A 21,345-nucleotide genomic window follows, 5' to 3' on the forward strand; every position below is an offset into this window, starting at 1 on the left:
AAATATTTTGTTGAAATTTTTAATTAAAAATAGAAAATCCATCATTTTAATGATATAAAATGATGGATTTAATAAAAAATTGTTAATCTTATTCTAATTGGAATGTGATGGATTGAGTATAATAGGAGTTTACAGGTTCTCCATTAATCTCTCCGGGGCTCCAAAGGCCACTAGATTTTTTTAACACCCGCATGGCTTCTTCTTCCAAACCATTGCCCAATCTTTTACTAATTATTTTTAAATCGGAAATATTTCCCTTTTTATCAACGACAAACTGAACCATAACAGTTCCTTGGGTTTCATTAAATTCGGCTTTAGAAGGGTATACTAATATTTTTCTAAGAAAGCTACCCCAATCGCCTCCATTAAATTTTGCTTTTTTCTGAGGATTTTTAACAATTGAGTTAGGGTCTCCCTTTACATTATTGGCATTTGAAGTACCATCATTTTTTTCTCCTGATCTATTGGTATCATCAGTTCTTGTTTTTTTTCCCTCTTTATCTTCCTCTCCAATATTTTTTCCTTCCAATTCACTTTGCTTAGGAGTGGTTTGTTCTTCTTTTGAATTGTCAACTTTTGTCTCAAAATATTTTTTTTGTGCAACTTCGTCTTGTTTGGGTGTTTTTTCTACAGTTGAACGCTCCGAACCTTTGTTATTATCTTCAATCGTGTAAATTTTTTCTTCTGGTACTTTTTCAGGAATTTCTTCTGGTACTTTTTCTGGTGTAGGAGGTAAAACCGCAACAATTTCCTCCTTATATTTTACCGGGGGAGGTGTATCATCTTTTAGTTTTAAATAAATAAAAATTGAAGAAATTAAGGTTAAAAAAAATAGAAAACCAATGAAAAAAGCTATGGTTAAATATTTTTTTCCAGACTTTCTAAGCTCATAAGCCCCGTACTCTTTATTTTTATTTTCAAAGATAATATCATCTAAAGATTTCTTCTTATGATTATCGGTCATTCTAATACCTTTAAGGGTTAGTTATTTTGTTTTTGCTTATACACATCAGTTTCTTGCTTCGTTATTTTACCTACAGAAAATCTTTCGCTATTGGTAATTTGCATTTCATCTAATAAATCCACTAAATTTTTATAATTTGAATCGTTGGTAGGCTTAATTATAACTGTAAATTTATCTTGATCAGCATTTTTTTTAGCATCATAAATTACGGTTCGAATTCCATTTTTAGAATAATCTGTTTCAATTAAATTGGATGGATTTAAACTAGCTAATTCTTGTTGATGGTAATATATTTTATTGTCTTTACCAAGAATAATGGTTAGAGAATTTATATTTTTAACTGTGGGTATATTACTAGGATCAATTAATGCTTTGGATGGCATGTTTAATTGTAATATTTTAGGTTTACTAAACGTGGTAGTAAACATAAAGAACGTGATTAATAAAAAACCTAAATCGCACATGGGCGCCATATCTATACGAAAAGCACTTTTTTTGACACGTGTTTTATTTTTATTTTTATTATTGTTGGTATCTACTCCTGCAGACATAATGTATATTTTTTATTCTTAATTTTATTTGCCGGCATTATAAACTGTAATTAATTTAAATTTATTAAGGTTTCTATCTTGCAACCGATCCAATAAATTCTTAATTCTTTCGTACTTTACATTTTGATCTCCTTTAATCTTTAATTCTAAGGAATCATTATTTTGTTCGGCGAGTTTTCTTGCTTCAAAGACCCATTCTACTATTTGGGGCCTTAAACTATCTGAAGGTATTCCAGGTATTCCACCTGATTTTTCTAGTTTTTCTCTTTGTGAATCGTTAAAACTTAAATATTGTTTTAGTTGTTGAATAGGGACACCAAATTCAGAAATCTTTTTAAATTCATTTTGTTCTTTTGCGTTAAATGAAATATTATATTTTTCACCCATAGCATTCAATAAAGGAACCCGATATTTTTCTTCTTCCATAGAGAAATAATATTTACCATTTTCGGGAATTGAAATTTTCATTGTTCCAATATCTTTCATTTTTTTACTTGAGATTGAAGAGGGTGTATCAATATTTAAAATGTCTGGAGGTCTAAACTCAGTGGTTAAAATAAAGAAAGTTAATAACAGCCATGCCAAATCACTCATGGGAGTCATATCTATATGTATTCCTTGTCTTTGGGGTTTTACTCTTGCCATTCTATTTTTTTTATGCGTGAGTTAACATTAATTTTAAATTAAAAAATAGCTAAGAATTAATGTTTGGATTTGAATGACTTTTGAATAATAAATCCTATTTCTTCAATTTTAAATATTAAGTTATCAATTTTAGAGGTAAAATAATTGTATGCAATGATTGCCAATGCAGAGGCACCAATCCCTAATGCAGTATTAATTAAGGCTTCAGCTATTCCATTTGACAACTGTGCAGCGTCTGGTGCGCCTCCACTATTTCCCAACGCAAAGAATGATTTTATCATCCCCATTACTGTACCCATTAAAGCAACAAGAGTTGCTACAGAGGCTATGGTAGATAAAATGTTCATATTTTTTTCTAGTGATGGCATTTCAAGGGTAACTGCTTCTTCAATCGTTTGATTTAAAGCATTCAGTTTTTGTTCTTGACTGAGAGTTTGATCAACACCAAGATTTTTATAGCTAAGTAAACTTTCCTTTACCACGTTTCCTACGGAACCTTTTTGTTGGTCGCAAAGTTCAATGGCATAATTAATTTCATTTTTTTCTAGAGCGGTTTTTATTTCTGTCGTAAATTGAGAAATACTTTTAGTTCCTGCCGCTTTAGATAGAATAAAAAATCTTTCAATTGAAAAAACAATAACCATAAGAGCAAAGGTCATAAGAATAGGCACGATAAATCCTCCTTTATAAATGATTCCCAATACATTACTAGGGGTTCCTTCATTAGCACTTAAGTCATTAATTATATCTGACTTATTTAAGCGAACAAAATTACTGTCATCCCCGAGTATGAAGATATAGGTTAAGACTGAAATAATTAACAACAATAAAATGGTTAGTAGAGGATTTAAACCTGTATTATTTGTTTTTTTTGGTTGATTTAATTGATTATTTTCCATTTGAGTGAAACTTAAATTCTATTTTAGTTTATTTATATTAAAACGATATTTATTTTATTTATTGTATTTATTTAGAAAGATTCTAAAAAACATACAAATATCAAGATTTATGCCTTGGTATGCAACTATATTCTTACAGTATTAGGTACTAATGAGGAATAATCTCCTTTATACCTCATAATTTCTCTTACTATACTTGAGCTTATAAATGATTTTTCCGAAGAAGTAAGAAAGAAAACTGTTTCAATACTTTTTTTAGCTAAAGTTCTATTTGTATGTGTAATTGCCTTTTCAAATTCAAAATCAGCAGGATTTCTCAATCCTCTTATAATGTAAGGTGCATTTTTTTTTATGCAAAAATCTACAGTTAAACAATCAAAATGATCAACTTCTATATTTGAAAAGGTTTTAACAGTTTCAATAATCCATTCCATTCTTTTTTGCAAAGAAAACATGTAGTTTTTGTTAGAGTTGTTACCAATAGCTACTATAATTTTATCGAATAATGGAGCCGCTCTTTCAATGATATCCAAATGTCCTAAGGTTATAGGATCAAACGAACCTGGGAACACAGCAATTTTTTCCATATTTAATTATTTTTTTGAATTTTCAATTGCTTGATTAATTTCATTATCAAGTAATTCTGAAAAATTGTATCCCGCGTAGCGAACTTGTTGTGGAAATATGCTTGCAGGTGAACATCCTGGATTGGTATTTATTTCTAAAAAATAAGGAGTATTATTCATAATTATAAAATCAAGCCTTGAAAACCCATTCATATTTAAACATTTATAGATATGCTTTGCAGCATCACGTATATTTTTTTCTTCAACAGATGTAAGATTAGCAGGAGTGATTTCTTCAGAAGCACCTAGATATTTGGCTTCATAATCAAAAAAATCATTATCAGTTTTAATTTCTGTAGTTCCCACTACTACAATTTTACCTTTATATTTCATAACACCTACACTTACTTCTTTACCATCAAGAAAGCTTTCAATTAAAATAGAATGATCTTCTTTAAAAGCATCTTCAATAGCCTTGGGTAGTTCTTCTATGACTTTAACCTTAGATACACCTAGGCTTGACCCGGATTGATTGGGTTTTACAAAGCAAGGAAGCCCTATATTCGTAATTATGTCATGACTGTTTATTTCATCTCCTTTATTAAGATAAAAAGATTTAGCCATAGCAACACCATATTTACTTAAAACAGCTAAAGTATCTTTTTTATTAAATGTAAGAGCTGAATTGTAAAAGTAACAACCGGTGTATGGGATATTCAATAATTCCCAATACGCTTGAAGTATACCATTCTCACCAGGGGTACCATGTATTGTGTTGACTAAAACATCAAAGTTGATTTTTTTATCGTTTAATATAAAACTAAAATTCTCTTTATTAATAGGGTATTTTAGATCATCTATAACCACATTCCAACCATCATTTAAAATATGAATGTTGAAAACATTTTTATATTTATTTTGATCAATTTGTGAATAAATATATTCACCACTTTTTAAAGATACAACGCTTTCTCCGGAGTATCCTCCCATGACAATTCCTATGGTTAACATATTTTAATAATAATAAATTTTAATTTTTTATTAATTAATAGCGTACTTTTTCCTACAAGTACATTAACAAAAATAACATATTTAATATTACTAAAACTAAATAATCTTTATTATTTATATATTTGCTTTGTAAAAAACATATATGAAATTTTTAAAACTCGTAGCTTCTTGGCAATTTTGGGTTAGCGTAGTTTTAGCTATAGCTTTAGTATTTGGATTGATTAAAGGAACTTTTTTATGGTTAGATAAGTATACCAATCATGAAATACAAATTGAAGTTCCAGATTTAAGCTCTTTAAATTTAGATGAAGCTATTCAAAAGTTACAAAATAGTGAATTAGAGTTTGAACTTGATACCACTAAATACGATCCTAAATTTAAACCTTACCAGATTTTAGATGTTTATCCCTTAGCAGGAACTAATGTAAAAAGAGGTAGGAGAATTTTTATAAGAGCAAATGCAAAAACATGGAAACCTGTGGTTGTACCCAATATAATTGGTAAATATAAATATTTAGCTTTTAATCAGTTAGATTTAGTGGGCTTAAAAGTTATCGATACTTTGTACGAGCCAAGTTTAGCGACAAATACTGTAATAAGATTACTATATAAAGGTAAAGAGGTTCAGCCTGGGGTTAACTTACCAAGATTTTCTCCATTAACTATTGTTTTAGCCAAAGGTTTAGCCAAGAATGTTTCTGTTCCTAATTTTTTAGGTTTAGATGAAGAGACGGCGAAGAGAATGATAACGGAAAAAATGTTTTCAGTAGGTACTATAACCTACGATGATCCTGATAATAAAGAAAATACACGAGTATATTATCAAGTTCCATCACCATCAGCCAATTACGATCAAGGTCAATCAATAGATATCTATCTAAGTTCTAAACCATTGGAGGAATTAAGAACCAAAATTAGAGATTTAGATGCAACATTTAATCCAAATTCTAGTGCTGGTTATTTAGGTGAAACATATGAGGATGAAAAATTTTATAGACCTGATAGTAATGATGACGATATAATCTCATCATCGAATTCAATCAATGCAGGTTCTACAAATATACCTTCCAACACAAACATTGATAAATCATCGCAAATGCAAGGAAATTCTTCCTCTATATCTGACCAAGTAAAAGAAAATCAGAAACAATTAAAACCTACTGCAGATAAGGATCAAAAAAGAAAAGTAAACAGAATAATTGTTGAATAATATTTATGAAGGTAGTTGAGGGAAATTCTCAAATTAACGAGAGTGATGGGGATGAAATGTACGAACATTTTAAGATTGTTGTTGATAAAGGACAAAGCTCCATTCGTATTGATAAATATCTGGTTAATTTAATAGAAAATTCTACAAGAAACAAATTACAACAGGCAGCTATCGCAGGGAATATTTTAGTAAATGGTAAGCCTGTAAAATCTAATTATAAAGTAAAACCCAACGATTCGGTATCTATAGTATTAGCACATCCTCCTAGAGATACAACTATAGTTCCGCAAAACATACCTATAGATATTGTTTTTGAAGATGAGGATTTGTTGGTTGTAAATAAAGCACCAGGTATGGTAGTACATCCTGGTTTTGGCAATTTTGAAGGCACATTGGTCAATGCACTAGCGTATCATTTTCAACAGTTGCCTTTTTTTCAAACGGATTTAGATAAGCGTCCGGGTTTAGTACATAGAATTGACAAAGATACTTCGGGACTTTTGGTTATAGCTAAAAATGAATATTCAATGAATCATTTAGCTAAACAATTCTTTAATAAAACAACCAAAAGGATTTATAATGCTCTTGTTTGGGGGAATATTGAAGAGGAGGAGGGAACTATCGTGGGTCATATTGGGAGGTCACTAAAAGATCGTATGCAAATGACTGTATTTGAAGATGGAGCCTATGGCAAACATGCGGTAACACACTATAAAGTACTGGAAAGATTTAGATACATAACTTTAATAGAATGTAGATTGGAGACAGGAAGAACTCATCAAATTAGAGCTCATATGAAATACAAGGGGCATACTTTATTTAATGATGAGAGATATGGAGGAAATCAAATCCTTAAAGGCACCACCTTCACTAAATATAAGCAATTTGTAGAAAACTGCTTTTCAATTCTTCCAAGACAAGCTTTGCATGCAAAAACCTTAGGTTTTATACATCCTCAAACTAAAAAAGAAATGTTTTTTGAAATAGAATTACCAGAAGATATGCAGCAGGTAATTCAAAAGTGGCGGATTTATATCAATGCAGTTCAGGAAATTGATTAACTATAATTTAAACAAATATTTTTTTCATTAGCAGAAAGAGAATAATGATTTGTCCAATTCTTTAAAAAAACGTACATTTGCAACTTTAAAAATAAAAAATATATGAATCATTACGAAACTGTTTTCATATTAACTCCCGTTCTATCGGATTCTCAGGTAGAGGAAGCAGTTAAATCATTTGAGAAATTACTCAAAGAAAACAATGCAACCATTGTAAATCAAGAAAATTGGGGATTAAAAAAACTCGCTTATTCCATCCAATTAAAAAGAAATGGATTCTATCATTTAATTGAATTCCAAGCGCCAGGAGAAATTGTTAATGCTTTAGAGCTAGCTTTTAAAAGAGATGAAAGAGTATTAAGATTCTTAACCGTTAAACTAGATAAACACGGAGTTGAATGGGCAAGAAAAAGAGAAGAAAAAGTTAAATCTTTAAAAAAATAAGACATGGCAATAGACGATTTAGCAAAACAAGCGGCAGGCGGTAACACAAGTGAAGTAAAATTCCTTAGCCAACTAGATATAGATACAAAAGTTGAAAAAAAATATTGCCGTTTTAAAAAATACGGTATTAAATATGTTGATTATAAAGATCCAGATTTTTTATTGAAATTTGTGAATGAACAAGGGAAAATTCTTCCAAGAAGATTAACCGGAACTTCTTTAAAATTTCAAAGAAAAGTTTCTCAAGCGATTAAAAGGGCGAGACATTTAGCATTATTGCCATATGTAGGAGATCAATTAAAACCATAATCAATTTTATAAAGAAATCATGGAAGTTATTCTTAAACAAGACGTAGAAAATTTAGGATTAGAGTTTGATGTGGTTAATGTTAAGCCAGGTTATGCTCGTAATTTTTTAATACCTAGAGGTTGGGCTCTTTTAGCTACCCCTAAAAACAAAGCTACCTTAGAAGCTACTCTTAAAGAAAGAGAAGCAGAAGAAGCAGCCTTAATAAAATCAGCCAATGATATAGTTAATAAATTAAAATCAGCAACTGTTTCTATTCTAGCAAAAGTTGGGTCAGGAGACCGTTTATTTGGCTCTATAAACAATCAAGATTTAGCAGAAGCTTTAGCAAAAGCAGGTGTGCATATTGAAAAGAAATATATAAAAATTCCTGGGAATACTATTAAAAGACTGGGGAAATATACAGCAAAAATACGCTTACACAGAACTGTAGAGTATGATTATACGTTTGAAGTAGTTTCAGACGGTGTATCTGCTGAATAGGATATATTGAATTAATAATTACTTATATTTAAAATCGATAACTTTATAGTTATCGATTTTTTTTATATATATTTAAACCTGTTTAAATTGAATAAAATGAGAATTTTAGACGCAATTAATGTATTAAGGAATTTAGCCCCTGAAGAATATGCTGAAGATTTTGATAATGTAGGAGTTATTACAGGTGATGTTTCTAATAAAATATCTGGAATATTAATTACTTTAGATTGTTTAGAATCAGTAGTAGATGAGGCAATTGCAAATCAATATAATTTAATAGTTACTTTTCATCCAATTATTTTTTCAGGATTAAAATCAATTACTGGAAAAAATTATGTGGAAAGAGCTGTAATTAAAGCTATTAAAAATAATATAGTTATTTATGCCATACACACCAATTTAGATATTGCTAAAGAAGGAGTTAATTTTGAAATTTGCAACCGTTTGCAAATAAAAAATTCAAAACCTTTAATTGCAAAAAAGAATGTGATTAAAAAATTACAAACTTATGTACCTCTGGAAAGTCTTAATAAAGTTCAGAAAGCATTATTTGATGGTGGAGCTGGAGAAATTGGTAAATATAAAAAATGTAGTTTTAAGTTAGAAGGAAAAGGATCTTTTTTGCCTGGTGAAGGTGCAAATCCTTTTTTAGGAATAAAAAAGGAATTTAATGAAGTTAAGGAAATTATGTTAAGTGTAATTTTTCAAGATTATAAAGAAATAAATGTTTTAAAAGCTCTAAGACAATCGCATCCTTACGAAGAAATCTCTTACGAAATTTATACTTTAGACAATGAAAATCAAGAGATAGGAATGGGGAGAGTGGGAGAATTAGATCAAGAAGTATCCGAAAAAGATTTTTTAAAATTTTTGAAAACTTCGTTACCTACTCTATGTATCAGACATTCAGAATTTAGAAATAAACCAGTAAAAAAGATTGCTGTTCTAGGTGGTTCTGGAAGTTTTGCTATACAAAAGGCGATTCAATCGAGTGCAGATGTATTTATAACTGCTGATTTAAAATATCATGATTTCTTTAAGGCTGAAGGTAAAATAATTTTGACAGATATAGGGCATTATGAAAGTGAACAATTTACTACGAAATTGATATTTAGATATTTAAATGAAAATCTAAATGATTTAAGAATACGTATTTCAAAAGTTAAAACTAATCCTGTGAGATATTTTATGTAATGTATAAGTGAAGTTAAGGAAATATAATTTTAAAATTTTTCCTGTACAAATATTATGCCTAAATTTTGACTTAAATAATAAAAAGTGTAAATTTGAAATGTTATTGAACAAAAAATAAATCTACTAAATAACTTAATTATTAAATGTTAAAACAAGATTTAAAACTAAAGCAACTATTAAAATTATCGCCTCAGCAGATTCAATTAATGAAACTGGTTCAACTGCCTACATTGGCTTTTGAAGAAGCTGTTAAGCAAGAGTTAGAAGAAAATCCAGCACTAGAAGATATTTCTAATGAAGATTATTACGATGCTTCTGAATCTTTAGAAGCTTCCAATGATTACGATGAATCATCAGATAATGAAATTATAGATGCTCCAGATATAAATATAGATGAATATTTGAGTGATGATGAAATTCCAAGCTATAGAACACAATCCAATAACTACAGTGATGAAGAGGATGAAACAGAGATGCCTTACGCTCAATATATTTCATTTCAAGAGCATTTAATTTCACAATTGCATACTTTTCGTTTAAATGAAGAAGAAATTGAGATTACTGATTTTATAGTTGGTAATTTACATGACGATGGTTATTTAAGAAGAGATCTATCCGCGATAGTTGATGATTTAGCCTTTACTCAAGGCATATACACAGATGAAGAGACGGTTGAAAAACTATTAGTAAATTACATTCAAAAATTAGATCCTACTGGAGTTGGAGCCAGAGATTTGCAAGAATGTCTTCTTTTGCAATTAAAAGCTAAAAACCAAACAGAATTTACGGAGCTAGCTTATAAAATAATAGATGAAGCCTTTGATGCATTTACCAAAAAGCATTATAGTAAATTACAGCAAAAATTTTCTATTACGGACGATGAATTAAAAGAAGCTATTAATGAAATAGAGAAGTTAAATCCTAAACCGGGAAAATCTTTTACCAATAATTCAAAAAATACTGAACAAATTATACCTGATTTTACTATTCGAATAGTAGATGGAAAACTTGAATTATTATTAAACGGTAGAAATGCTCCTGAATTAAAAGTATCAAGAGAGTATTCAGAAATGCTTGATACTTATAAAAATACCGAAAAAAAATCTAGAGAGCAAAAAGATGCTGTGATGTTTGTTAAGCAAAAATTAGATTCGGCCAAATGGTTCATTGATGCAGTTAAGCAACGCCAACAAACCTTATATATCACCATGAAATCAATTATGGACTATCAGAAAAATTATTTTCTTTCTGGTGATGAAGAGCAAATTAAGCCTATGATTTTAAAAGATATTTCTGAAATAACTGGATTAGATATTTCAACGATATCAAGAGTTGCCAATAGTAAATATGTAAATACACCATACGGAACTTTACTTATTAAAGATTTATTTTCAGAAAGTTTAACCAATTCAGAGGGGGATGAAGTTTCAACCAGAGAAATTAAAACTATATTACAAGATGTAATTAATAACGAAGATCCAAAAAAACCTTTAACTGACGATAATTTAATGAAAATTTTAAATGAAAAAGGTTATAATATTGCAAGAAGAACCATAGCAAAATATAGAGATCAATTAAATATACCAGTTGCTAGGTTAAGAAAGAAAATTTAATTTTTTTAAATTTAATAAATGAAAGCATATTTAGATTTATTACAACATATTTTAGATAATGGTGTAGAGAAAGATGATCGAACGGGTACAGGAACCATCAGTACATTTGGTTATCAAATGCGTATAGATTTACAAAAAGGCTTCCCTTTATTAACCACAAAGAAATTACATTTGCGCTCAATTATATATGAACTTCTATGGTTTTTAAAAGGAGACACCAATATAAAATATTTATCAGATAATAAAGTTAAAATTTGGGATGAATGGGCAGATGAAAATGGAGATTTAGGTCCTGTATACGGACATCAATGGAGAAGTTGGGGAACCTTGAATGGTAAACCAATTGATCAAATCTCAGAAGTTATTGATCAAATAAAAAATAATCCAGATTCTCGGAGAATGATAGTCTCTGCTTGGAATGTTGCTGATCTTCCGTCGATGGCACTAGCTCCTTGTCATGCACTATTTCAATTTTATGTGTCTAAAGGAAAACTTTCTTTACAGCTGTATCAGCGAAGTGCGGATGTCTTTTTAGGTGTACCCTTTAATATAGCTTCATATGCATTGCTGTTACACATGATGGCACAAGTTTGCAAATTAGATGTAGGGGAATTTATTCATACCTTTGGAGATGTTCACATTTATAAAAACCATATTGAACAAGTTCAATTACAACTAAGTAGACAACCATTTATTTTACCTAAATTACTATTAAATCCTAAGATTAATAATATTTTTGATTTTAAGTTTGAGGATTTTGCAATTGAAAATTATGAGGCTCATCCACATATAAAAGGAGAAGTAGCTATATAGATTAATGTAGTTATATAATCTGATCATAAGGGATATAATCAACCTTTATTCCTGCCTGTTCTAGGAAATCAATGCCAGAAGTATCAGAATAATTGTCAATGTATACCACCCGTATTATGCCTGCTTGATAAATAAGTTTGCTACATTCTTTACAGGGGGACAAGGTAACATATAATGTAGCACCTTGACAGGATTGAGTTGAAGCTGCAACTTTTAATATAGCATTCGCTTCAGCGTGTAATACATACCACTTAGTATATCCATTTTCATCTTCACAACAATTTTCAAAGCCTGTAGGAGTACCATTATATCCGTCTGAAATAATCATGCGATCTTTAACAATAAGCGATCCAACCTGTTTTCTTTTACAATAGGATAATTTTCCCCATTCCAGTGCCATCCGTAGATAGGCTATGTCGTATTTATTTTTCATGAGTTAAATTTAAATAAATATACTTAATTAAATTTTAGATCTTCTAATTATAGAATCATAAATATTTTTGCGATGAGTATTCATAAGAGTATAATAAATAAATTAAAATAATGACTTATATGCGAAAATTTATTATGATTTTTGAGTGTTTTTATGAAAATGTATATAAAATTTTAAACATGCAAAAAATTTTAAAACAAAATAAACTACATTTGAAGAAATCTTAACCATTGATGGTTTAAGATATTCATTTAATTTTATTCAATGGTTACTATTATTGGTATTTGCTTATTTGCAATATTTGGTATTATTCTTTTTATATTTTTAAACAGTAAAAAGTAATATATAAAAAATCACCTTTTGTTTTTAAAAGGTGATTTTTTTAATTAAAATTCTGCATTGTTTGGTGTTCGAGGAAAGGGAATCACGTCCCTAATATTTCCCATACCTGTTACAAACAATACTAAACGTTCTAAACCTAATCCAAAACCTGAGTGAGGTACAGTTCCGTATTTACGGGTATCTAGATACCACCAAAGTTCTTTTTCATCAATATTAAAATCTTCAATTTTATTTTTTAATATATCTAACCTTTCTTCTCTCTGAGATCCTCCTATGATTTCTCCTATACCAGGGAACAATACATCCATTGCTCTAACCGTTTTTCCGTCTTCATTTAATCTCATATAAAAAGCCTTAATTTTTGCAGGATAATCATACAAAATCACAGGAGATTTAAAGTGCTTTTCAACTAAATATCTTTCGTGTTCAGATTGAAGATCAGCCCCCCATTTTTCAATTGGATATTTAAATTTTCCTTTTTGATTGGGTTTAGACTTTTTTAGAATTTCAATAGCCTTAGAATAACTCAGTTTAACAAAACTATTATTTAATACAAAATCTAATTTTTCAAGTAAATTGTGTTCAGTTTTTTCTTCTTTAGGCTTTTGCTTTTGTTCATCCTCAAATCTTTGATTCAAAAAAACTAGATCATCTTTACAGTGATCTATGGCATATTTAATACAATATTTTAAAAAATCCTCGGCCAACCACATAGTTTTATCTAAATCATAAAAGGCAATCTCAGGTTCCACCATCCAGAATTCAGCTAAATGTCTGGTAGTATTAGAATTTTCAGCTCTAAAAGTAGGACCGAAAGTATAGATTTTACCTAATCCCATGGCTGCAGCCTCTCCTTCTAATTGCCCTGAAACAGTTAAGCTCGTTTTTTTTGAGAAAAAATCTTTAGTAAAATCAATATCTCCGTTATCATTTTTTGGTATGTTATTAAGATTAAAATTGGTAACGGTAAACATTTCCCCAGCACCTTCTGCATCTGAGCCAGTGATTATAGGAGTATTAATATAACAAAAATTATTCTCATTGAAATACTTATGGATAGCAAAGCTTAAAGCGTTTCTAACCCTCATGATTGCAGAAAAGGTATTAGTTCTAAATCTTAAATGTGCCTGCTCTCTTAATTTTTCTAGTGAATGTTTTTTAGGTTGTAAAATGGTTTCTTGTACTTCTTCAGGATTTGCATATCCGTAAATTTCAATTTCTTCGGCAATAACCTCTATTTCTTGCCCAGCACCTTTACTCTCTGCTACTACACCGTTTACCTTAATTGAGGTAGCGTTTGTTAGTTGTTTTAACAAATCAGTATTAAAATTATTATAATCAAGAACAATCTGTAAATTTTTTTGTCCAGAACCATCATTTAGAGCTATAAACTGATTGGATCTAAAAGATCTAATCCAGCCCTGTACAGTAACTTTCTCATTTAAACATTGGGTTCCTTTTTTTAATAATTCTTTAATACTGTATAAATTCATTTATGTTTTAATTTTATAAAACAAAGATAATTAAAATTTCATTTTTCAACTGAATATTGTTTTAGGTATAATAATTCAATATAACTGTATGAAATAAAGCTAATCGATTTAGTAACGTAATGACTTTATTAGCATATAAGTGTAATTTTTATATAATTTTTCTTCAAAAACATATTATTCTTTATATTTGCTACTAGAGGAATATTAGTATAATAATAGATTTGAAAAAAATTACAACCAACCAACCTATAAATATAACTTCATATTTTTTATTTGAAGAAAATAAAGTTTCTTACTTAGTAAAATCAGATCAAAATTTTTCTGATAAGAAGATATTTTACTTGGATCATTCTAATTTTATTGATAAAAAATATTTTAATGATAAACTAAAGAAATTTAATTTTTTTCAAGCTTCTTATAATTTTATTGATGTATCAATTGTTAACGATACTTTTACTTTAATACCTCTTGAATATTTTGATGAAGAAACAGCTGAAATATTTCTAAATAACACAGTGATTTTCAATATTAATATGGGGGTTAGATTTAATTTGTTGCCAGAATATGGTTTAGCCATAGTTTTTTATTATCCAGAAGATATTGATAATCTTTTAATTGAAAGTGTTAATAAAATTAGGGTTACACATACAGGGTTTAAATTTTTGTCTAAAATTTTTAATTCTTTTAAAAATGACGAAGGAGTTTATATAAATATATACGATAAATGTTTTGAGGTGGCTGTTATTGAAAAGAAAGGTTTACTTATTTATAACGTATTTTCATATAATTCTTTTAGTGATATATTATATTATTTACAAGTAATCTCTGATACATCAAAAATTAATATTTTTAATAAGACATTATTTTGCTTTGGAGTTAAAAAAGATAGTGAAGAATATATAAATGGTTTTGAAAAGCATTTTATTGATAGTTATAAAGGTTATGAAGATGAATTTGTTAGAGATAACTTTACAATTTTAGATTTATGATAAGAATCATTTCAGGAGAGTTCAAAGGAAAAAGAATTCATGCTCCTAAAAATTTTGATGTCAGACCTACCACGGATTTCGCTAAAGAGGCTCTTTTTAGTATACTTTCAAATCGATATAGCTTTTCAAATATTAATATTTTAGATCTTTTTGCGGGGATTGGATCAATTACACTCGAATTTGCATCTAGAGGATGTCAAAATATTACATCAATTGATAACAATAACAAACATATAAAATTTATTCAGGATACAGTTAATACTCTAAATATAAACGATAGAATTCATCTTATCAAGCATGATGTTATTACATTCTTATCAAAGAAAAGTAATCAATCTTATGATTTAATATTTGCAGACCCTCCATTTAATACCGATACCGAATTATATAATAAGATAATTAATCTAATTTTTCAAAATAAATTCCTTAAATCTCAAGGAGAATTCATCTTAGAGCATGAAAGTCGAAAAGATTTATCGGAATTACCTTTTTTTAGTGATTCTAGAAAATACGGTAATGTTCGGTTTTCCTTTTTTAATAATTCCAAAGTTTTATAAATAAGTATTTAATCTTAATAATAAATATATATACTCATTTTAAAAATTTTCATACTCTCTAACTTTTTAATTGGATATTAATTTGGCTTACATCAAAAATATAAATATTTATTTGTATTTTTTATATTATAATAGCGATTGATAAAAATATTTTTTATCAAATTTATTTAAATAAATATTATAGTATTATTTAAAGTTTGAACTAGTCTAATTAATATTATTAATTAAAGATAAATATAAATTTATTATTTATATAAATATATTTTTGAATTACATAAATATATAAACATCATATATAAATATTTTTTATACTGTAATGTTATAATATAAAAAAAATATTTACATTAGCTTGTTGTTTAATAAATGAATTTATATGGAAAAAATTAATTTATTTTTATTTATCGTTTTTATAAATATTTCAGTTGATGCTCAGGTTGGTATAAATCAAGACTCTCCTACTTCAACTTTAGACATTGTAGTTAATCCTAATAATGAGTACGCCTTAAAGGTGTATAATTCAAAAAAAGATTTAGTTTTTAATATTAATCGTGATGGGAATATTGGATTTGATGTAGAAAACTCTAATGTTCTATTGGGACTAAATCCTGATGATGGAGCCATTGGTATAGGTAATTCATATCTTACAGCTTCAGAGGCAGGCTCAGGAGCAATTAAATATAGTAAAACGGATCAACTTTTATATTATTCAGATGGTTTAACTTGGAGTTCAATATCATCTAAAGTTTTACCATTGTATACAGTTGCGAATATTGAAAATTCAACTGTTGTGTTTCCTACAGATATTAAAACTCAGGTTACGGGTTTTGTAGTACAATATGAAAATAACAATGCTTTTGTCGATGGTGTCTTTACTGCGCCTAGAGATGGAAGTTATATTTTTTCTTACAATCTGGGCTTTAATTTAACATCAGTGCTTGCAGGTTCATATATAGAAATGGAATTGTCAATTTTACCATCGTCTAATGATACGGGAGTACCTAGAATGTTATCTTTAAAATCTAGAAAAACATATTATGTTACTGCTAATAATATGGAACCTTTTGCTGCAATAACCACAACAGCTACTTTAAAAGCAGGTGAAAAAGTTATTCCATATGTTTATCATAATTTAGGGTCAACTATAAGCCTTAATCCAAGTGCGTGTAGCATATCAATCGTTGAAAATTAAAACTATCCAAATGTTTAAAAAATTATTTATCACTCACATTTTTATAATTTCTTCAATTTTAAATGCGCAAATTGGGGTTGGTATAAATACAAATAGTCCTGAAGCAACCTTACATATTAAGATGAAAGAAAATATAAATTATAGTAATGCGATTTCAGTTAGATCATTAGATCAATCTCTGAAATTTAATCTAGATGGTTTAGGATTATTAAAGTTTGGCGAAGAGAATTCACCCGTGCCTGTTGATGTTAGAATAAATTCAAATTCATCTGTAATTAAAGTAGGTAATACGTCATTATCAGCAGAGGAAGCTCAAGCAGGAGCTTTAAGATATAAATTTGAATCTGAAATTTTTGAATGTTCTAATGGTGAACAATGGTTAGTACTTAACTATGATACTCCTCCTGATCATTTAATAGCAGTTAATAATTTTAAGAAAGTACTAATACCTAATAATGTATACACTAAATTAACTGGTTGGGAAGTTAAATACGAATCTAGAGTAGGGGATTTTATTAATGACACCTATACTGTTCCAGTTACAGGAATGTATATATTATCATTTTCTGTTTTTACTAATATGATACAACAACCCTCTAGCTCTTATTTTAAAGGAGAGTGGGTAAAAATAGAGGGAGGCGTTGAAACTCCTATAATTCAAGCTAAAAATAATTTCTTATCTAGTGGAGTTTATATGTTAGGGATTTCTTGCACTGGTACTGTTCGTCTAAATGAAGGAGATAAGATTCAAGCAAGAGTTATTCATAATTCTGGAGATGGTCGTTATTTAAGAGTGGATGTTAACAACAATGCTGTTGCTGAGAGAAATTTTAACTCTCTGTCAATTATAAGAGTTTCAGAATGATTAATTTTAATAAACATATTATGAAAAATAATAGAATTTTTGCAACATTATTAATTTTGCTGTTTAATTTAAACCTTTTTTCACAAATTGCTATTAATAGTAATGACCCTACAGATTTTGAGTCCATACAATCTGCTTCTTTATCTGTATATTCAAAAAATCCTGAATATCCAATTTTAAAAATCTCTGATTTTTTAAATAATAATATTTTTATAATAAATGAAAATGGATATGTAGGGTTAGGAAAAAATGTTACTCCAAAAGTTCGTTTGGATTTAAGAGGTGATTCTGAAGGTACAATTGCCGTTGGAAATAGTAACCTTGATGCTGTTACTGCAGGTGCAGGTGCGATCAGGTATAATCCTTTAACATCCCTTATTGAATATTCAAACGGTTTAACTTGGATAACAATGAAAAAAGCACCGCCTAAAACAAATGTTTTGGCTGTAGCTAGACCAGCAGGATTTACTCTTATTGTTCCTAGTGATCAACCCATCAAAGGCTGGACAATAATTAGAGATATAACAAATAGTTTCAATCCAACTACTGGAGTATTTACTGCACCTGACAATGGTATATATGCTGTTACAGCAAGACTTCTTATAAAAACAATTAATACACCTGCGGATGCTAGTTGTGAATTAAATATTTTTTATACGGATAATGGAGTAGCTCAAGGGGTTAAAAGTGTATATCCTATAATCGCTCCTACTAGCGGTATTGATATACCTGTTTTTAATAAAACATTTTTATATTTAAAAGCAGGTGATAAAGTTCATGTATCCTTTTATTCCTATTTGTTAAATTCTCCTTCAATATCAGAGAATGATCAGCTAAACTATATAAATATTGTGAAAGTGTAATTAAAATTAATAAAAAAGACTTTAGAGCAATCTAAAGTTTTTTTTTAACCATTATGATTATTTTTTTTGGATCCTTCATAAATATCGTAATTGAAAAAACGGCATTCAAGTTTTCCATTGAATAATTTTATTTTTCTTGAAGGTCTCAAGCCTATTTTTTTATAAGCCTCTAAATCTGAAGTTATAAACCAAGCCAAAGTATTTTTATAGCTAGTTTTCAAGGTATTTCCTATACTTTGGTAAAAATTGTCTTGTTCAATATTTAAACGTTCGTTGTAAGGAGGGTTAAAAATCAATAAGGTAGGAAATAATTCTTTTTGAGTAGTAAAAAAATCTTTCTGATAAATTTCAATAAAATCAGTTAAGTCTGCGGATTTTACATTCTTTAAAGCAGTTTCAACAGCCTTTTTGTCAATATCGAAACCAACGATTTTACCATTAAAATCCTTAATTCTATTGAGTCGAGTTTCTTTTATTTTATTAAATAAATTAAGATCAAAATTTTTCCAATTTTCAAAACCAAACCTTTTTCTGTGTAATTGAGGAGGAATGTTTAAAGCGATCATAGCAGCTTCAATCAATAATGTTCCTGATCCACACATTGGGTCTAAAAAATTTCCTTTTCCTTCCCATCCTGCTAAATGCAACATTCCTGCGGCTAACACTTCATTGATAGGTGCTTCAAAGAATGTAGATCTATATCCCCGTTTGAATAATGCATCTCCACTGCTATCAAGGGATATCGTAATATCGTTGTTACTAATATGGAGATGAAATTTAATATCTGGGTGTTTGGCGTCTATATTAGGTCTTTTACCAAATTTGTTTCGAAATCTATCTACTATAGCATCTTTCATTTTCAGCATTATATACTGGGAATGCTTAAATTCTTCAGAATAAACTGTAGAATCAATAGCAAAGGTTTGAGAATTAAAAAAATAATTTTCCCAATTAAATTTACTTATATATTTTTCAAAGATAGTATCATTGTTAGCTTTAAATTTATAAATGGGAACTAAAATTTTTAAAGCACACCTTAAAGAATAATTTGCTTTGTATAGAAAACCAAGATCTCCCTGAAATTCAACAGCTCTATTTTTAATATGTACGTTAGTTGCTCCGAGTTGTCTTAATTCTTGTGCAAGAACTTCTTCTAAACCATAAAATGTTTTTGCTTGCATTACAAAAGAATTAATGTTTAAATCCATGACTTGAAATTTTCTATTCCAACAAAAGTAATAAAAGAATTTATTAGTAGCATCTACATTAATTTATAAAAATTTTGAACATAATATTAAAAGATGTTTTGATATAAATAAATTTTATAAATTCGTTAAATACTTGAAATTTATTTTAGAATGATTAATTTTTTTATAACATATATAATTAAATAATATAATTTTGAGATTTATAAATAATAAAATAGAAAAAAATAATCCAAAAATTTTATCAGCTTGGATATTTTATGATTGGGCAAACTCTGTTTATTCACTAGTGATTACATCCACTATCTTTCCCATTTATTATTCAATATTAACTACTGAAAGAAATACTAAAAATTACAACGAATATAGAAATGTTTGGTATGATACTCCTATTAGATCAATAATTCAAATATTCGGTCAAAAATATGAACCAGATGCTTTATTTAGCTATTCATTTACGATTTCATTTATTATGGTTGTTATTTCTACTTTTTTATTATCATCTTTGGCAGATGTCACTGGTAATAAAAAGAATTTTTTAAAATTTTTTTGTTATTTAGGCGCCTTTTCTTGTATAGGTCTATTCTTTTTTATAGAAAAATCACAAATTTTATACGGTTTATTTTTAAATATTACTGCAAGCGTAGGCTTTTGGGGGAGCATGGTATTCTATAACTCCTATTTGCCAGATATTGCAACGGAAGATAGACAAGATCAAGTTTCAGCAAAGGGATATATGTTAGGATATTTAGGATCCATGTTATTATTGATTTTATGTTTATTTTTAATAGAAGTTGTTGCTCCAGAAGATGAAAAATTATTGTATATAAGAATTTGTTTTGCTTTGACTGGTATGTGGTGGTTAGGATTTGCCCAGTATACATTTAAATTCCTCCCCAAAAACCATAAACAAGAAGGAATAAGAAGAAAAACTGTGATAATTAATAGTTTTAAGACTTTTTATTTATTGTATAGGAGAATTATTAAAAATAAAAATCTATCATTTTTTCTTCTTAGTTTTTATTTTTATTCGGTAGGAGTTCAAACCATATTTTTAATAGCTGCCTTGTTTGGAACCAATGAGATTAATTTGGAAAGTTATAAATTAATAATTTCTATATTGCTTATCCAGCTCATAGCTATATTAGGTGCATACCTTTGTTCACAGTTTTCCAAAGTAATAGGTAATAAAGTTGTTCTAATCATTTGCATAAGTATATGGGTAGTAATATGTTTGGGAGGGTATTTACTTGACAAAACAGATCCTAATATAGAATATTACTATTATATAGCAGCAGCAATGGTTGGATTAGTAATGGGCGGGATACAATCATTATCTAGATCAACTTATAGTAAAATGTTACCGGAAGAAGATAAAGATATTACTGCAACATACTTTAGTTTTTATGATATACTTGAAAAACTTGCCATAATATTAGGGACTTTTATATCGGGCTATTTAATAAATAAAACTGGAAATATGAGTAATTCAATTTTTGCAATGTCTCTCTTCTTTTTTGTAGGATTATTTTTTATGATACTCGTTAAAATTAAAAAGTAAAAATATATTTCAATTTTAAATATATTATTAAGATTTATATTTATCATTGAAAACAGATTTATATATTTAGAAGCCTAAAATATAGTT

The 21,345-nt window shown here is 28.3% G+C and carries 23 protein-coding genes; 14 read left to right on the top strand and 9 right to left on the bottom strand.

Going from position 1 to position 21,345, the window contains the following annotated elements; genetic code table 11:
* Positions 1-88: 88 nt before the first annotated feature.
* The 6 genes from ETU08_RS09240 to ETU08_RS09265 form a co-directional block, all read right to left on the bottom strand.
* A complete protein-coding gene (locus tag ETU08_RS09240) occupies positions 89-964 on the bottom strand; it encodes an energy transducer TonB (RefSeq protein WP_146262742.1) in 876 nt (291 codons plus the stop codon).
* A 17-nt stretch (positions 965-981) separates the two neighbouring features.
* Complete coding sequence (locus tag ETU08_RS09245) at positions 982-1,515, bottom strand: biopolymer transporter ExbD (protein ID WP_146262743.1); 534 nt, start codon at positions 1,513-1,515, stop codon at positions 982-984.
* A 24-nt stretch (positions 1,516-1,539) separates the two neighbouring features.
* Positions 1,540-2,160 carry an ExbD/TolR family protein gene (locus ETU08_RS09250; protein WP_146262744.1) on the bottom strand — a complete coding sequence of 207 codons (621 nt, stop codon included), beginning with the start codon at positions 2,158-2,160 and terminating at the stop codon, positions 1,540-1,542.
* A 56-nt stretch (positions 2,161-2,216) separates the two neighbouring features.
* A complete protein-coding gene (locus tag ETU08_RS09255; RefSeq protein ID WP_146262745.1) occupies positions 2,217-3,059 on the bottom strand; it encodes a MotA/TolQ/ExbB proton channel family protein in 843 nt (280 codons plus the stop codon).
* Between the two features lie 125 nt (positions 3,060-3,184).
* Positions 3,185-3,646: a pantetheine-phosphate adenylyltransferase gene (gene coaD, locus ETU08_RS09260; protein ID WP_146262746.1), complete on the bottom strand. Its 462-nt coding sequence runs from the start codon at positions 3,644-3,646 to the stop codon at positions 3,185-3,187.
* 6 nt (positions 3,647-3,652) lie between these two features.
* Entirely contained in the window at positions 3,653-4,636 is a 984-nt protein-coding gene (locus tag ETU08_RS09265) for a D-alanine--D-alanine ligase (protein ID WP_146262747.1), read from the bottom strand.
* A gap of 142 nt (positions 4,637-4,778) precedes the next feature.
* On the opposite strand from ETU08_RS09265, the gene ETU08_RS09270 reads away from it, so the two are divergent.
* The 8 genes from ETU08_RS09270 (at position 4,779) to ETU08_RS09305 (ending at position 11,761) form a co-directional block, all read left to right on the top strand.
* Positions 4,779-5,846, top strand: coding sequence for a PASTA domain-containing protein (locus ETU08_RS09270; RefSeq protein WP_146262748.1), 1,068 nt, complete (start codon positions 4,779-4,781; stop codon positions 5,844-5,846).
* Positions 5,847-5,851: 5 nt separating this feature from the next.
* A complete protein-coding gene (locus ETU08_RS09275) occupies positions 5,852-6,907 on the top strand; it encodes an RluA family pseudouridine synthase (protein WP_146262749.1) in 1,056 nt (351 codons plus the stop codon).
* A gap of 102 nt (positions 6,908-7,009) precedes the next feature.
* Positions 7,010-7,351 (top strand): 30S ribosomal protein S6, encoded by a 342-nt coding sequence (rpsF, locus tag ETU08_RS09280; RefSeq protein ID WP_146262750.1) that lies wholly within the window; start codon positions 7,010-7,012, stop codon positions 7,349-7,351.
* A 3-nt stretch (positions 7,352-7,354) separates the two neighbouring features.
* Positions 7,355-7,660, top strand: a complete 306-nt coding sequence (rpsR, locus tag ETU08_RS09285; RefSeq protein ID WP_146262751.1) for a 30S ribosomal protein S18 — start codon at positions 7,355-7,357, stop codon at positions 7,658-7,660.
* Positions 7,661-7,679: 19 nt separating this feature from the next.
* Complete coding sequence (rplI, locus tag ETU08_RS09290; protein WP_146262752.1) at positions 7,680-8,141, top strand: 50S ribosomal protein L9; 462 nt, start codon at positions 7,680-7,682, stop codon at positions 8,139-8,141.
* Between the two features lie 96 nt (positions 8,142-8,237).
* On the top strand, positions 8,238-9,335 hold the full coding sequence (locus tag ETU08_RS09295; RefSeq protein WP_146262753.1) for a Nif3-like dinuclear metal center hexameric protein: 1,098 nt from the start codon (positions 8,238-8,240) through the stop codon (positions 9,333-9,335).
* A gap of 143 nt (positions 9,336-9,478) precedes the next feature.
* Entirely contained in the window at positions 9,479-10,948 is a 1,470-nt protein-coding gene (gene rpoN, locus ETU08_RS09300) for an RNA polymerase factor sigma-54 (RefSeq protein WP_146262754.1), read from the top strand.
* 18 nt (positions 10,949-10,966) lie between these two features.
* Positions 10,967-11,761 (top strand): thymidylate synthase, encoded by a 795-nt coding sequence (locus ETU08_RS09305; RefSeq protein WP_146262755.1) that lies wholly within the window; start codon positions 10,967-10,969, stop codon positions 11,759-11,761.
* Positions 11,762-11,771: 10 nt separating this feature from the next.
* Here the strand turns inward: ETU08_RS09305 and ETU08_RS09310 are convergent, their stop codons facing one another.
* Entirely contained in the window at positions 11,772-12,194 is a 423-nt protein-coding gene (locus tag ETU08_RS09310; RefSeq protein ID WP_146262756.1) for a deoxycytidylate deaminase, read from the bottom strand.
* 386 nt (positions 12,195-12,580) lie between these two features.
* Complete coding sequence (gene asnS / locus ETU08_RS09315; RefSeq protein ID WP_146262757.1) at positions 12,581-14,029, bottom strand: asparagine--tRNA ligase; 1,449 nt, start codon at positions 14,027-14,029, stop codon at positions 12,581-12,583.
* Between the two features lie 221 nt (positions 14,030-14,250).
* On the opposite strand from asnS, the gene ETU08_RS09320 reads away from it, so the two are divergent.
* From ETU08_RS09320 to ETU08_RS09340, 5 genes are all read left to right on the top strand, one after another.
* Complete coding sequence (locus ETU08_RS09320) at positions 14,251-15,018, top strand: DUF3822 family protein (RefSeq protein WP_185145310.1); 768 nt, start codon at positions 14,251-14,253, stop codon at positions 15,016-15,018.
* Entirely contained in the window at positions 15,015-15,575 is a 561-nt protein-coding gene (gene rsmD, locus ETU08_RS09325; RefSeq protein ID WP_146262759.1) for a 16S rRNA (guanine(966)-N(2))-methyltransferase RsmD, read from the top strand. Before ETU08_RS09320 ends, rsmD begins: the two co-directional genes overlap by 4 nt.
* A 373-nt stretch (positions 15,576-15,948) precedes the next feature.
* On the top strand, positions 15,949-16,764 hold the full coding sequence (locus ETU08_RS09330) for a hypothetical protein (RefSeq protein ID WP_146262760.1): 816 nt from the start codon (positions 15,949-15,951) through the stop codon (positions 16,762-16,764).
* 10 nt (positions 16,765-16,774) lie between these two features.
* A complete protein-coding gene (locus ETU08_RS09335; RefSeq protein ID WP_146262761.1) occupies positions 16,775-17,629 on the top strand; it encodes a hypothetical protein in 855 nt (284 codons plus the stop codon).
* A gap of 20 nt (positions 17,630-17,649) precedes the next feature.
* On the top strand, positions 17,650-18,492 hold the full coding sequence (locus ETU08_RS09340; RefSeq protein WP_146262762.1) for a hypothetical protein: 843 nt from the start codon (positions 17,650-17,652) through the stop codon (positions 18,490-18,492).
* Positions 18,493-18,536: 44 nt separating this feature from the next.
* On the opposite strand, the gene ETU08_RS09345 is transcribed toward ETU08_RS09340, so the two are convergent.
* The gene (locus ETU08_RS09345) at positions 18,537-19,700 is read right to left on the bottom strand and encodes a THUMP domain-containing class I SAM-dependent RNA methyltransferase (RefSeq protein ID WP_146262763.1); all 1,164 of its coding nucleotides are present in this window, start codon (positions 19,698-19,700) and stop codon (positions 18,537-18,539) included.
* A 193-nt stretch (positions 19,701-19,893) separates the two neighbouring features.
* Here ETU08_RS09345 and ETU08_RS09350 point away from each other — a divergent pair, with 193 nt between their 5' ends.
* Entirely contained in the window at positions 19,894-21,258 is a 1,365-nt protein-coding gene (locus ETU08_RS09350) for an MFS transporter (protein ID WP_260391084.1), read from the top strand.
* Positions 21,259-21,345: the final 87 nt, after the last annotated feature.

Origin of the sequence: Apibacter muscae, from assembly GCF_007845635.1 — a bacterium.
In the GTDB taxonomy this organism is placed as follows: Bacteria; Bacteroidota; Bacteroidia; order Flavobacteriales; family Weeksellaceae; genus Apibacter; species Apibacter muscae.

Excerpts from the sequence above, each read along its gene's own strand:
- ETU08_RS09240 (WP_146262742.1), bottom strand. The coding sequence starts at position 964 with ATGACCGATAATCATAAGAAGAAATCTTTAGATGATATTATCTTTGAA.
- ETU08_RS09245 (WP_146262743.1), bottom strand. The coding sequence starts at position 1,515 with ATGTCTGCAGGAGTAGATACCAACAATAATAAAAATAAAAATAAAACA.
- ETU08_RS09250 (WP_146262744.1), bottom strand. The coding sequence starts at position 2,160 with ATGGCAAGAGTAAAACCCCAAAGACAAGGAATACATATAGATATGACT.
- ETU08_RS09255 (WP_146262745.1), bottom strand. The coding sequence starts at position 3,059 with ATGGAAAATAATCAATTAAATCAACCAAAAAAAACAAATAATACAGGT.
- coaD (WP_146262746.1), bottom strand. The coding sequence starts at position 3,646 with ATGGAAAAAATTGCTGTGTTCCCAGGTTCGTTTGATCCTATAACCTTA.
- ETU08_RS09265 (WP_146262747.1), bottom strand. The coding sequence starts at position 4,636 with ATGTTAACCATAGGAATTGTCATGGGAGGATACTCCGGAGAAAGCGTT.
- ETU08_RS09270 (WP_146262748.1), top strand. The coding sequence starts at position 4,779 with ATGAAATTTTTAAAACTCGTAGCTTCTTGGCAATTTTGGGTTAGCGTA.
- ETU08_RS09275 (WP_146262749.1), top strand. The coding sequence starts at position 5,852 with ATGAAGGTAGTTGAGGGAAATTCTCAAATTAACGAGAGTGATGGGGAT.
- rpsF (WP_146262750.1), top strand. The coding sequence starts at position 7,010 with ATGAATCATTACGAAACTGTTTTCATATTAACTCCCGTTCTATCGGAT.
- rpsR (WP_146262751.1), top strand. The coding sequence starts at position 7,355 with ATGGCAATAGACGATTTAGCAAAACAAGCGGCAGGCGGTAACACAAGT.
- rplI (WP_146262752.1), top strand. The coding sequence starts at position 7,680 with ATGGAAGTTATTCTTAAACAAGACGTAGAAAATTTAGGATTAGAGTTT.
- ETU08_RS09295 (WP_146262753.1), top strand. The coding sequence starts at position 8,238 with ATGAGAATTTTAGACGCAATTAATGTATTAAGGAATTTAGCCCCTGAA.
- rpoN (WP_146262754.1), top strand. The coding sequence starts at position 9,479 with ATGTTAAAACAAGATTTAAAACTAAAGCAACTATTAAAATTATCGCCT.
- ETU08_RS09305 (WP_146262755.1), top strand. The coding sequence starts at position 10,967 with ATGAAAGCATATTTAGATTTATTACAACATATTTTAGATAATGGTGTA.
- ETU08_RS09310 (WP_146262756.1), bottom strand. The coding sequence starts at position 12,194 with ATGAAAAATAAATACGACATAGCCTATCTACGGATGGCACTGGAATGG.
- asnS (WP_146262757.1), bottom strand. The coding sequence starts at position 14,029 with ATGAATTTATACAGTATTAAAGAATTATTAAAAAAAGGAACCCAATGT.
- rsmD (WP_146262759.1), top strand. The coding sequence starts at position 15,015 with ATGATAAGAATCATTTCAGGAGAGTTCAAAGGAAAAAGAATTCATGCT.
- ETU08_RS09330 (WP_146262760.1), top strand. The coding sequence starts at position 15,949 with ATGGAAAAAATTAATTTATTTTTATTTATCGTTTTTATAAATATTTCA.
- ETU08_RS09335 (WP_146262761.1), top strand. The coding sequence starts at position 16,775 with ATGTTTAAAAAATTATTTATCACTCACATTTTTATAATTTCTTCAATT.
- ETU08_RS09340 (WP_146262762.1), top strand. The coding sequence starts at position 17,650 with ATGAAAAATAATAGAATTTTTGCAACATTATTAATTTTGCTGTTTAAT.
- ETU08_RS09345 (WP_146262763.1), bottom strand. The coding sequence starts at position 19,700 with ATGGATTTAAACATTAATTCTTTTGTAATGCAAGCAAAAACATTTTAT.